This is a genomic window from Bacteroidales bacterium (genome assembly GCA_023229505.1).
Classification (GTDB): Bacteria; Bacteroidota; Bacteroidia; order Bacteroidales; family JAGOPY01; genus JAGOPY01.
This window is the reverse complement of record JALNZD010000005.1, coordinates 19,385-32,675: the sequence shown is the minus strand read 5'-3', so window position 1 is coordinate 32,675 and position 13,291 is coordinate 19,385. Positions and strand designations below refer to the sequence as shown.

General features: G+C 44.7%; 10 protein-coding genes. 4 read left to right on the top strand and 6 right to left on the bottom strand.

The window, feature by feature from the left end; translation table 11 throughout:
• Window positions 1-103: 103 nt before the first annotated feature.
• Window positions 104-679, top strand: a complete 576-nt coding sequence (locus M0Q51_03010) for an adenylate kinase (GenBank protein MCK9398952.1) — start codon at window positions 104-106, stop codon at window positions 677-679.
• Here the strand turns inward: M0Q51_03010 and M0Q51_03005 are convergent.
• The 6 genes from M0Q51_03005 to M0Q51_02980 form a co-directional block, all read right to left on the bottom strand.
• Window positions 676-3,360, bottom strand: a complete 2,685-nt coding sequence (locus M0Q51_03005) for a bifunctional acetate--CoA ligase family protein/GNAT family N-acetyltransferase (GenBank protein ID MCK9398951.1) — start codon at window positions 3,358-3,360, stop codon at window positions 676-678. The genes M0Q51_03010 and M0Q51_03005 overlap by 4 nt on opposite strands.
• A 172-nt stretch (window positions 3,361-3,532) precedes the next feature.
• On the bottom strand, window positions 3,533-4,657 hold the full coding sequence (locus M0Q51_03000; protein MCK9398950.1) for a hypothetical protein: 1,125 nt from the start codon (window positions 4,655-4,657) through the stop codon (window positions 3,533-3,535).
• Window positions 4,658-4,871: 214 nt separating this feature from the next.
• A complete protein-coding gene (locus tag M0Q51_02995) occupies window positions 4,872-6,149 on the bottom strand; it encodes an OFA family MFS transporter (GenBank protein MCK9398949.1) in 1,278 nt (425 codons plus the stop codon).
• A gap of 92 nt (window positions 6,150-6,241) precedes the next feature.
• Window positions 6,242-6,604: a four helix bundle protein gene (locus tag M0Q51_02990; GenBank protein MCK9398948.1), complete on the bottom strand. Its 363-nt coding sequence runs from the start codon at window positions 6,602-6,604 to the stop codon at window positions 6,242-6,244.
• Window positions 6,605-6,758: 154 nt separating this feature from the next.
• Entirely contained in the window at window positions 6,759-8,672 is a 1,914-nt protein-coding gene (gene acs / locus M0Q51_02985) for an acetate--CoA ligase (GenBank protein ID MCK9398947.1), read from the bottom strand.
• 70 nt (window positions 8,673-8,742) lie between these two features.
• The gene (locus tag M0Q51_02980; protein ID MCK9398946.1) at window positions 8,743-10,014 is read right to left on the bottom strand and encodes a hypothetical protein; all 1,272 of its coding nucleotides are present in this window, start codon (window positions 10,012-10,014) and stop codon (window positions 8,743-8,745) included.
• A 361-nt stretch (window positions 10,015-10,375) separates the two neighbouring features.
• Here M0Q51_02980 and M0Q51_02975 point away from each other — a divergent pair, with 361 nt between their 5' ends.
• Genes M0Q51_02975 through M0Q51_02965 form a run of 3 tightly spaced genes read left to right on the top strand, consistent with a single transcriptional unit; the run spans window position 10,376 to window position 13,251 of the window.
• Window positions 10,376-10,801 carry a hydrogenase iron-sulfur subunit gene (locus M0Q51_02975; GenBank protein MCK9398945.1) on the top strand — a complete coding sequence of 142 codons (426 nt, stop codon included), beginning with the start codon at window positions 10,376-10,378 and terminating at the stop codon, window positions 10,799-10,801.
• Window positions 10,802-10,816: 15 nt separating this feature from the next.
• Window positions 10,817-11,791, top strand: coding sequence for a F420-nonreducing hydrogenase (locus tag M0Q51_02970; GenBank protein ID MCK9398944.1), 975 nt, complete (start codon window positions 10,817-10,819; stop codon window positions 11,789-11,791).
• Window positions 11,788-13,251, top strand: coding sequence for a Ni/Fe hydrogenase subunit alpha (locus tag M0Q51_02965; GenBank protein MCK9398943.1), 1,464 nt, complete (start codon window positions 11,788-11,790; stop codon window positions 13,249-13,251). The genes M0Q51_02970 and M0Q51_02965 overlap by 4 nt, the downstream gene beginning before the upstream one ends.
• The last annotated feature ends 40 nt before the right edge of the window (window positions 13,252-13,291 follow it).

The window sequence follows — 13,291 nt, the reverse complement described above, 5'->3', positions numbered from 1 at the left end:
TTGCCGTATTAGTTAGTGGTTAATGGTTAGTAGTTAATAGTAAACTATAAATAACCTCTTACCAACACCCACTAACCATTAACAAATAACCAATAACTAATTTATGTTCAATCTGATTTTATTCGGTCCTCCGGGATCAGGAAAAGGTACCCAGTCGTCACGAATTGCCGAAAAGTATAACCTCGTTCACATCTCCACCGGGGATATCTTCCGCCGGGAGATCCGGAACAAGAGTGCACTGGGATTAAAAGTTCAAAGTATAATTGAAAGGGGAGAATTAGTCCCGGATGACTTGCTGGTGGATATTTTAAGGTCAGCTTTACAACAAGCCGGCAATCTCCGCGGTTTTGTTTTCGATGGCTTTCCCCGCACGATCAGGCAGGCAGAAGATCTTGACAAACTGCTTAACGAAACAGGTGAAACAGTTTCTCTGGTACTTTCCCTTGATGTTGATGAAGAAGAGGTCGTGACAAGATTATTAAAGCGGGCTCAACTGGAAGGCCGTGAGGATGATACGGAAGATGTTATCCGTAACAGGATGAAGGTTTATCATTCTCAGACCCATCCCCTTATAGAATATTATAATCAACAGGCAAAATTTAAATCTCTCACCGGAGTAGGCTCGATCGATGATATTTTCAGAGATATCTGTAAAGTGATCGATAGAAGCAGGAGTTAAATCAAGTCTAAAGAGACACTGACCCCGGTATCCTGGTTGAAAACTACCTTGAATCCCAGTTTCTTAAAAACAGTGATCATGGCCTGGTTGTCTTTGGTAGTTTCGGCTGCAATTCGTTTGAGATGCCATTGGCGGGCAATTTCCACACAGTATTCCGTCAAAAGCGTTCCTAATTCCTTCTTCTGCCAGGCATCAGAAATCAATACGGCATATTCGACTGTTTCATGGTCAAGGTCTGCAATCAGCCTTCCCACTCCGATCAGTTTCTTTTTTCCTTCTTCTATAACTTCAGCTACTATGGCAATTTCACGGGCATAATCAATGAAGCAGAACTGGGTGGCTATTTCATGTGAATCGTAATGGAAGTTATATCTGAACCTTGAATAAATCGATTCTTTGGAACAACTTCCAAGAAGGTCCAACCACAAGGGCTCATCTTCCGGTTTGATAGGACGCAGGAGGATGGGCGTTCCATCGACCAGCTTTGCCGGCTTGGTATATTTATCCGGGTATGGATGGATAAGCAGGTGTGAGAACTGCGGCAGATCTTTGCCAACGAGTTCCTGATCGATCACAATCCTTGCATCCAGGGCGATTACATCATTTGTGGCTACGAGCAAAGGGTTGATATCGAGTTCGACGATCTCAGGATAATCGGCGGCCAGGTACGAAAGCCGGATAATGACTTCAATCAGTTTTTCAATATCTTTTGCCGGTGCACCGCGGTAACCTTTCAGGAAAGGATAGATCTTCAGCGACTCGATCATTGATCTTGTAAGCCTTTCATTCAAAGGCGGAAAAGCCAGCTTTGTATCCTTGAATACCTCTGCACCCACACCACCCATGCCAACCAGCAGCACGGTACCGAAGACAGGGTCTTTTTTAATACCAAGGATCATTTCAGTGGCATCTTTCATGTTGACCATCGGTTGGATAGTAACACCCTCGATCTTCACATCAGGCATCTTTTCTTTTATGCTCCGGGTCATATTTTTAAAATTGTTCCAGACTCCGTCTTCGTCTTTAATATTAAGAATCACCCCACCTACGTCCGATTTATGGGTAATATCCGGCGAATGTATCTTCATGACCACCGGGTAACCGATCTTGTTAGCGATGTCGGCTGCTTCGATAGCCGATTTTGCAACAACAGGCTGGGTTGTGGGTATACCGTAAGCTGCAATCAATGATTTGGAAACATCTTCTGAAAGAATCTTGTCTTTTGTAAAATAATGTTCAATAAATTCCTTCCGGACCTTTTCGCGGTCAAGCGTAAAGGATACCGGGAAATCTTTCGGAGTTTCAAATAATGAATCAAGGTTCTTGGAATAGCTAGCCAGCGTCATAAACGCACGGATGGCTCCTTCAGGCGTATCATAGGTAGAAATGCCGTGTTTGTTGAAGATATCGATACCTTCCCTCATACTCTGCCCGCCCAGCCAGGCTGCCATAATAGGTTTGGTCGTATGATCGGTCAGCTTGGTGATTTCAATGGCCGTGGACGTCGGATTGGTCATGGCTTGAGGGGTAAGGATGACAAGAGCAGCATCGACATCCGGATCTTCAAGGACAATCCTGGCTGCTGTGGAAAATCTTTCAGGAGATGCATCTCCAATAACATCGACCGGGTTGCCATGCGACCAGAATGGAGGCAGGTAATCATTTAATTTCTTCATCGTATCTTCGGAAAGTTTGGTCAGCTTTCCATCCATGGAGATCAGCGCGTCAGTAGCCATAACCCCCGGGCCGCCGGCATTAGTGATGATAGCTAAATTTCTTCCTTTGGGGATATTTTTCTGTGCCATCAATTCAGTAAAATTGAAAATGTCTCCGATATCATATACCCTTGCAACGCCGGCACGCTGGAAAACAGCGTCATAAACGGCATCTTCCGAAGCCATGGCCCCGGTATGGGAGGCGGCTGCAGCTGCAGATTCCGGGTAACGGCCTGCCTTGTAAACAATGATCGGCTTTTTGCGTGCGAACGCACGGGCAGCCGTCATAAACTGTCGTGCTTTGGATATGGATTCTACATACAGAATAATTGACCGCGTACTGGGATCTTGTCCGAAAAAGTCGATCAGGTCGCCAAAACCGACATCCATCGTATTGCCGATAGATACGAAATAAGAAAAGCCGATATTCTCTTCATTGGCCCAGTCAAGTGCAGAAGTACAAAGCGCACCAGATTGGGAGATAAAAGCCACATGTCCCTTTTTGGCAGTACCTGCTGCAAAACTGATATTCATATTATACCCGGGAACGATTATGCCCAGACAATTTGGCCCGATTACTCTCATCCCGGTGAATTTAGAAACTTCAGCCATTACTTCCTCCTCTAATTTCTTACCTTCTGGTCCGATCTCTTTGAAACCCGCCGACATGATGATGATACCCAGGATGCCCGATTCACCACATTCCCTGACGATCCCCGGGACCGTTTTGGCATTGGTGCATATTACTGCAAGATCAGGAACCTTGGGCAGGCTCTTCACGTCTTTGTAACAGGGAATACCCATCACGGCTTCGTGTTTTGGGTTAATCGGGTATACAACACCCTGGAATCCGCCGCCAACCAAATTCTTGAGCGTAATCCCGCCAACACTGTTCGGATCATTGGACACTCCGATGATTGCAAGGCGTTGCGGCCTGAATATTTTTTGTAATGTCTTAACTGCCATTTCGAAATATATTATAAAGTTTTAATGATCGATTCGTTATAATTTACAGAACTGCACAAAGGTACTTTTATTTTGTGAATTAATTAACAGTAATGGAAATTTTATAGCGGTCAGCGGCCCCTACCCCTAAATCCCCTCCCCCAATTGGGGGAGGGGACTATGGGGAGGGGGCTCACGCTAACGCCTTCTTATAAATCCTGAAAACCTTTGCAACCTTGCCGCCCATTTTTTCCATTTCGGCACGTACCTTATAATTGGTCTCGAGCTCCAGATGGCTGTCGATAACCCTGAATTTCCTTCGGGTTGCCGTTTCAAGCATTTTGATCCCCATCAGGGCATCAAGACCAATTCCCTGGAAATCTGAACGGATCCCTCCGAGGAGCAGGACAAGTTGATCGGTCTTTTTTGCTGCCCTGAGAATGTGAAAGATCCCAAACGGTAACAATTTCCCTTTTGCTTTCTGCAAACCTTCCGCAACATCAGGCATGCCAATGATGAAGGCGACAATTTCATCCCGACCGGTTACAACGACTTTAACGAATTCCGGATCAAGTACCGGCAGGTATTCTTTTGCAAGAGAGATCATTTCCTGTTCGGTCAAAGGAAATGAACCGAAAATTTCGCTGAAAGTCTCATTCATCAATTTTAAGACCGGAACTATATAGGGTTTAAGTTCCTTTTTCCGTTTAAATTCCTTAATGCTTACCTTGTGATTATTCAAAGCGCGGTCATTAATCCGCTGATAAAACTCAGGGATTGATTCAGGAACCGGTATCAAGTACTCCACCAGGTCAGTTTCTTTTATAAAGCCTTCATTCTCAATCAGCTTTCTATAAAATGGAGGATGATAAATGGTTGTTAAAACAGCCCGGTGCTCAAAGCCATCGATAAGGCAACCCTGCGGGTCTTTGTCTGAAAAACCGAATGGACCGATTAATTTTTCCATGCCCCGGGCTGTTACCCAATCCTGGATATAGTCCAGCATAGCATGGGCGACTTCCTGGTCATCGATGCTCTCAAACCAGCCGAAACGACCGGTCTTCTCACCTTTCAGTTCATTGTAACCCCTGTGAATAATCCCCATCAAACGTCCGACGACATCGTTATCCTTTTTCGCAAGGATCAGGATAGTATCACAATAAGAAAATGCTTTGTTTTTAGCGGGGTTGAAAAATTTCCATTCGTCTATGTAAATGGGAGGAACCCATTTGGGATTGGTCCGGTGCAACTTTAACGGAAGGTAAATAAACTGAGTGAGATCCCGTTTGGTTTTAACTTCAGATATCGAAACTGGCATGGACGATTTTTTATTGATGATGGGAGAGGTCCATCATTGGGTACCTGCCATTGAATGGCCAATCTTTATACAATCATATATAGAAAAATAGTTTCAATCGACTGCAAAGTTAAATTAATTTCAAAACAAATTTACGCCGGGATCAGCATACAGGATCCGGTCCTGCTTAGAGTACTGAAACCCGGCGTAATCATAATGATTTGGTTAAGAATGGTTAAGTTGTTTTTTTAACCGGTTTAACCATTGATATCGTTAAAACTGAAACGATACAAAGAATTCCGCAAATAGTGAATGCAAGCGGGAAGTTTCCCATATCCCCCAATTTTCCGCCCATTATCGGCCCGAATATACCGCCAATGGCATAGGCAAGGAACACCCAGCCATAATTCATGCCGACATATTTTGTGCCGAAAATATCGGCTGTAATGGTTGGAAATAGCGCAAAATTTCCACCGAAGTTAAACCCGATAAGCATTGCAAAAAGAAACAGGGTATATTCATTGCCTGCCATCCACTGGAAGAGGAAAACAAATACACCTTGAGTTGCTGCCATAATGATGATCGAGAGTCTGCGTCCGATCTTGTCGCTGATCATTCCCCAGATGATCCTTCCAAGCCCATTGAACAGGGCAAAGAACACTGCCATTGCAAGGGTTGCTGCAGCACTTGCCTGTTCCTTTGGAATACCATGAGCTTCCATTGCTTCCATCGGCCAGAGTTTCATCAGTCCGATACTCATCAAGCCTGCACTTGCACCAAAGGCAAACGTCAGCAGGATCAGGTAAAATTGAGGTGTCCTTAACATTTCCCAACTGGTAAGGGTTACTGAGCCGGCTACAGATTTTGATTTATCTGCCTGGGGTGGGTTCCATCCTTCTGGTTTCCAGCCATCGGGAGGAAATGTCATCCAATAGCTCCCGATTTCAACAAGAATAAAATATGCGATGCCAAAGGCGATAAAAGTACCGGAAACACCAAGGTTTTTCAGAAGTTCACCTCCGCCGATAGGGCCAAGTTTGTCAGCCAATGTCATCCACAATGTAGCGCCGAAACCAAAACCGGCAACTGCCAGACCTGTGATCAGGCCTTTCTTATCCGGGAACCATTTTATTCCGACTGCGATCGGGACAACATAACCGAGGCCGATGCCTGCCCCACCAATAATTCCGACAAAAATAAATGTGGTTGTAAAGTTTTCTGCACCAAAAATTCCTGCCAGGATATAGCCGACACTCAGGACAAAACCGCTAGCCATAGCCAGTTTCCTGGGACCAACTTTGGGATGTTGCAGAAAGCGGCCGGCGATAACCATTACAATTGCAAATAAAGCAAGTCCTGCGGAAAAGACCATTTGGGTTTCTTGTTTTGACCAGCCTGCTTCCCTTAAGGATTTTGTGTAAACAGACCAGGCATAGATGGCACCCAGTGCTAACTGGATCATGATTGCACCGATCACCACCAGGTTACGGTTCATTATTTTATTCTTATTCATTGGTTTTTGGTTTGAGGGTTAATTTAAAGAAGACAGAAGACAGAAGACAGAAGACAGAAGACAGAAGACAGAAGACAGAAGAAGATGATAGTTCATTTATCTTCTCTGATCCTTTTGATATATGAATCCAGGATTTTGCTGATTTCTTCCGATTTAGATTTTAGCATTTCTACTTCACCATATTTTAAGTCATTTGCCAAAATAAGAAAGTATTTAACTTCATTTAATGAACCTTGAGAAATATTGAAGAATCTTACTTTTTCAGTTTTGCTGAATCTTCCAAAACCTTCGGCTATATTAGCAGGAACCGATACAGCAGCTCTCCTTAACTGGTTTGTCAATCCATACAACTCTTCTTTTGGGAAGGTCTTTGTTAACAAATAGATATCAAGGACTAATGAATGAGCTTTTTGCCAAACTGCCAACTCAACAAATGATTTTGCATTTTCCTCCACAATGAATGAATCAGAATCTAATTTGGATTTATTATTGTAAGTTCCTTCTTCCAAAATAATTGATCTTTTTAGTCTTCTGTCTTCTGACTTCTGTCTTCTGAAAACCCGGAAGCACCGCTCTATAAATCCAGCAGTGCTTCCGGTAAATCGTATATTATCGCTTCACTTCAACCTTTGCACCGCGGATAATTTCTTCCACGACACCCGGGTCGAGCAGGGTGGATGTATCTCCGAGGCTGGTGGCATCACCTTCCCCGATCTTACGGAGAATACGGCGCATGATTTTACCTGAACGGGTTTTGGGCAGACCGGCTACGATCTGGATCTTATCAGGTCTGGCAATCGGCCCGATGATCTTGGAAACGAGGTCGGCAATCTCCTTATCGATCGTCTGGACTTCGTCATCTGAAAGTGCATCGCAGGTCACATAAGCATAGATACCTGATCCCTTGATCTCATGCGGATAGCCAACAACAGCCGATTCAACAACCTTTGGATGCTGGTTGATGGCGTCTTCTACTTCGGCAGTCCCAAGCCGGTGGCCGGAAACATTGATCACATCGTCGACACGGCCCAGGATGCGGTAATAGCCTTCCTCATCGCGTTTAGCACCATCACCGGTGAAATAAAGTCCGCGGTAAGTGGAGAAATAATTTATCCTGCAACGCTCATGATCGCCGTATGTGGTGCGGATCATCCCAGGCCAGGGGGATTTGATGCAGAGGTTGCCCTGTACATTGTTTCCTTCAACCACATTACCTTCATTGTCAACGATAACGGGCTGGACACCGGGTAATGGCAGCGTGGCGAATGAGGGTTTGGTGGGGGTGATGCCGGCGAGCGGAGTGATCAGGATGCCTCCTGATTCAGTTTGCCACCAGGTATCCACGATCGGGCATTTTCCTTTGCCAACCAGGTCGTGATACCAGCGCCAGGCTTCCTCATTGATAGGTTCACCCACGGATCCCAGAACACGCAGTGAGCTGAGATCTTTGGAACGCACCCATTCATCGCCCTGTGCCATCAAGGCACGGATAGCCGTGGGGGCAGTATAAAACTGGTTGACTTTCAATTTATCCACAACTTCCCAGAACCGGCCCGGATCCGGGTATGTCGGAACTCCTTCGAACATGACTGAAGTGGCGCCGGCCAGCAGCGGACCATAAACAATATAGGTATGACCGGTAACCCAGCCGATGTCGGCGGTGCACCAGAAAATATCGCCTTCATTATACTGGAATACATTCATAAAGGTGAACTCGGCAAAAACCATATAACCTCCTATGGTATGGAGAACGCCTTTTGGTTTTCCGGTAGAACCTGAAGTGTAAAGGATGAAAAGAGTGTCTTCTGCATCCATCACCTCGGCTTTATTTTCTTTCGGAACTCCGGCAATGAAATCCTGCCACCAGATATCCCTTCCTTCTTTCATCTGAATGGCATCACCGGTGCGGTTCAGCACAATTACATGTTCTACTGAAGTGCACATCAGTAATGCGTCATCAACGATGGATTTCAGGTGGACATTTTTGGATCCGCGGAAAAGGCCGTCAGCAGTGATAACCAGGTTACATTTGGAATCATTGATACGATCGGCAAGGGAATTCGCAGAGAAACCGGCGAAAACAATGCTATGGACTGCGCCAATCCGGGCACATGCCAGCATGGCGACCGGCAGTTCGGGGACCATGGGCAAATAAATGGCAATCCGATCGCCTTTCTTGATACCTAATTTCTTAAGCGCATTGGCAAATACGCATACTTTCTCAAAAAGTTCACCGTATGTGATCCGCATTTCCGGTTCCTTCGGGTCATTAGGTTCCCAGATCAGGGCAACCTGGTCCTTACGGGCCGGGAGATTGCGTTCAAAAATATTCTCTGTGATATTCAATTTGCCATTGATGAACCAATTAATCTTAGGTTCGGTGAAATTCCAATCCAGGACTTTGTCCCATTTCTTGTGCCACTGGAAAGTTTCTGCGATCTTCGCCCAGTATCCCTCCGGATCTGTCACACTTTCATGATATTGCTGAAAATAATCAACAAAACTTGAGATTTTTTTCATCATAATGCTTATGATTTAGATTTGTAAATAATGATTTAGTTATGTTTAAAATGTTATTGAGTGCGATTTAAGGTTAAAAGAAATAGTAAACGCCGAGCAGGAAGCGGAAATTGCCGACAGGTTTCACATCTGAGACTTTTCCGTCCATATCGCTTGTGGTGCCATAACCGGCAACCGTATATTCAATTTCAGGGGCTAATCGGAATTTGCCGGCATTATAAATGAAACGGGGTGCAATCCGGTAAAGGTAACTGATGTCATCATCCGGGAAGCCTTTTCCGTTGACATCTTTTCCCCTTGAATAGTACGGTCCGGAAACAACAGTTCCAGCACCTGCATTATTGGAATATCCCAGGAAAATACCACCCATCATTTTCTTCCCGGTGGTCATAATCTCGGTCCACACCGACATCGTTGTGATATTTTGATAGCTGACAATCCCTTTGGCCTGATCGATGTATTTTTTTACAGCATAACCGCCAAGCATAGTATAATCATACATATTCTGCCCGTAAAGACCCGCAGCTTTGATGACAACTTTCGGGAAACCAAGTTTAATATAAACCATCCCCGACATGGAATTTATACCTTCAGTGGTTTTATAGCCACTATCGGATTTTATCATCGGGATAAGTCTTTTATAATTGCCGGCGACACCAATCAGGAACTCTTTCCCCTGTTCGGCATTCTTTTTTGAATATTCAAGATTCAGGCTCAGTGAAGGGATGGCTGAATTCCTGATATATTTTGTGCTGGGGCCGTCAGGTCCGGTGCTTTTAAAATCGATCTGTGACAATGCGGCCAGTATGACCCTGAAACCTTTAATATTCTGGGTTAGGCGGATCTGCGGGTTACGTGAGAATACGAGGAAAGGCGCGCCGGTGTTGAAGGAAACCACATCAGGATAGCAACTGGTGATAAACATCGGGTGCCAGAACTGGCCAACCATCAGCTCAGTCGTTTTCCAGTTCAGTTTTACATAAGCATGCCGCAGGCGGAAACCGTTAATATCGCTGTCGGCCATACCAAAAAATTCCCCTTCTATTGCTCCTGATGTCTTAGCCCCAAGTGCATCGGGCCCTTTTATATCACCTCGCAGGCGTGTCTGGATACTCAGGAAATTAAAGCTTGCTCTGGCATTGATATCATTACCATCCGGATCAAGTGATTCAGGTTTGGGGTAAAGCAAAAAGTGGCCTTCACGAATATCTACGGTCTGACGAGAATCCCAGATGATGTCTGTCTTAATAAATCCATTAAACTTGATGCCGAACATGGATTCATCCTGGGAAAAGATCAATAACGGAAGGAAAGCCAGCGAGAAGAGGAAAAGGGATTTCTTCATATGAAAAAAAGTCAATGTTAATTTATTAACAATTTAGATTTAAAAGAGGCGAAGATAAAATTTTTTTTGAATTTAAAAAGGTCTTTCGAAACTTTGCGGAAAGGCTTTAAAGGATTAAATAGCTGAAATCCAAATAAATGTAAAATAGTTTATAAGCTATATGAATTGACCGGAATGAAATTTAAAAAGGTTATAAATAAGGGAAGGATTGTTTCGCTGTTCCACTGTTTCAGCATTTCAGAAGGTAATTTTCTTAGCAACCTAAAATAGATATTAAAATATTTGATTTGATTTTTCTTAAATTCTTATGTATATTTACCTGTTATATATTTAACAATCATTTATATATAGAAATAGTAACATGGAATTCAAACCCGAAATTGTCGCATTTCTTTGCAATTGGTGCTCATATACGGGCGCAGACCTTGCAGGTACGTCAAGGATGGAGTATAAACCTAATGTCCGGGCAATCCGGGTAATGTGCTCAGGCCGCATAGAGCCCACTTTCATACTCCGGGCATTTAAACGAGGAGCTGACGGAGTGTTGGTTTGCGGCTGTCACCCCGGCGACTGCCATTACCAGGAGGGGAATTACCGATGTCTTCGCAGATTCAGCCTTCTTCAGAAATATATTCAGCAAATGGGCATTGAAACAGAAAGGATGAAACTTGAGTGGATCAGTGCCAGCGAAGGGAAGCAATTTGCCGAGTTGGCCAACAGCTTTACTGAAACAATCAGGGAATTGGGCCCTTGTAAAATAAAGGAAACACTGGAGGTTTTTACATAATCAAAAATTTTAATTATGGAAGGACAAAAACCAAAACTTAAAATGGCTGTTTATTGGGGATCTGCGTGCGGGGGTTGCTGCGTGTCGGTGCTGGATGTGCACGAAAAGCTTTTTGATGTGATTGCGGTTGCCGACCTGGTATTCTGGCCTATAGCCCTGGATTTCAAATATAAAGATGTCGAGAATATGCCTGATAAGCATATCGATATTACACTTTACAACGGTGCGGTAAGGAACAGCGAAAACCTGCGTATTGCAAGACTCCTGAGGCAGAAAAGCAGGATTCTTGTTGCTTATGGCAGCTGTTCGCATCTTGGAGGCATTCCCGGAATGGCGAATTTTTCAAGTAAAGAGGATATTTTCCGGAGGGTTTACCAGGAAAGTGAATCCACTGTAAATTCAGATAAAGTCAGGCCACTGGCTGAATATCAAGTGGCTGAAGGAATACTCGAATTGCCGGAATTTTATAATGATGTCCGCCCCCTCTCCCAGGTTGTACATGTGGATTATATTATACCCGGATGTCCGCCACAAACAGAAAGGCTGCTCGAAGTGTTCATGGCCATCGCTACCGGCGCAGAACTCCCACCGATTGGTTCAGTCATCGGTTCAGGGACAAAAGCCCAGTGTGATGAGTGCATAAGGAAGAAAACGGAAAACAAACGAATTAAAAAATTTTACCGCCCTTGGGAAATCGTGGATGATGGTGTGACTTGTTTCATGGAGCAGGGGATTTTGTGCATGGGGCCTGCAACCCGCTCGGGATGCGGATACCGTTGTATCAAAGGAAATGCCCCCTGTCGTGGTTGTTATGGACCAACGCCCGGCACGTCGGACCCCGGAGCCAAAATGATGTCGGCAATTGCCAGTATTATCGATGCAAAAGAACCGGAGGAAATTGAAAAGATCGTGGAGGGCATCGTTGATCCTGCCGGGACCTTTTATCGTTTTAGCCTGCCTGCTTCAATCATAAGGAGAAATGTATCATGAAAAGGATCACGATTGACCCGATCACACGGCTTGAGGGCCATGGTAAGATCGAGATCTTCCTGAACGGGGAAGGAGAAGTCAGCAATGTTTATTTCCAGGTTCCCGAGTTAAGGGGATTTGAAAAGTTCTGTGAAGGAAGGCCGGTGGAAGAACTTCCTGCTATTGTTGCAAAAATATGCGGTGTTTGCCCTGGTTGCCATCATATGGCATCGGGTAAAGCTGTCGATGCCGTGTTTGGTGTAGAACCGCCTCCCACTGCTAAGAAACTGAGGGAGCTGTTTTACATGGCGCATTTTATCCATAGCCATATTGCACATTTTTATGCACTTGCTGCACCCGATTTTGTTGTCGGACCACAGGCGCCAGCATCGGAGAGAAACATTCTGGGCGTCATCGGAAAAGTAGGAAAGGAAATCGGGACAGAAGTTATCAGACAACGTCGTTTCGCACAGGAAATCCAGGCATTACTTGGCGGACATCAGACCTTTGTGGTTATGAATATCCCCGGTGGTGTGAGAAAGGGACTTTCAGAACCCGAATGCGATGACATCATTGAAAAAGCTAAAGGTTTCATAGGGTTTGCTAAATTCTCACTTAAAATATTCGATGATATTGTTCTTGGAAATAAGGATTACGTCGATCTGATTCTCAACGGACCTTATTCCCTTACGCTCCACTCAATGGGACTTGTGGATGAAAACAACAAAGTAAATTTCTATGATGGAAAAGTCAGGGTCGTCGATACGAAAGGAAAAGAATTATGCAAATATGCCCCTGCTGAGTACCGCGATTATGTTGCAGAACGGGTGGAACCCTGGAGCTATCTCAAATTCCCTTATCTGAAAAAGATCGGTTGGAAAGGATTCGTAGACGGGCAGGATTCCGGGGTGTACCACGCTACGCCCTTATCCAGGTTGAATGCCGCCGATGGAATGGCTACACCCGGGGCGCAAAAGGAATATGAACGCTTGTATAACACTCTTGGAGGAAAACCAGTGCACTCTACACTCGTAATGCACTGGGCCAGGCTTGTGGAACTGCTCTATTCTGCCGAACGCTGTCATGAATTAGCTATAGATCCGGATATCACCGGTACGGAATTACGCGCGCCACTCGGAATAATTTCGGGCGAGGGGGTCGGTATCGTTGAAGCTCAAAGAGGTACGCTGACCCATCACTACTGGACAGATGAGAAGGGAATTGTTAAAAAGGCCAATATCATTGTTGGAACGACCAACAATAATGCAGCCATAACTATGTCGATTAAAAAAGCTGCCCAGGGTCTGATTAAAAAAGGAGTCGAAGTGACCGATGGCATCCTTAATATGATCGAAATGGCTTTCAGAGCCTATGATCCTTGTTTCTCCTGTGCTACTCACAGCTTGCCGGGTCAAATGCGGATGGTTCTTGATATCCGCGGTGAAGACGGTGAACTTTTGCAGCATGTTGTAAGAAATTAGTACCCTGCATTTGGGTCAGGAATACAATAAATAACCAAAT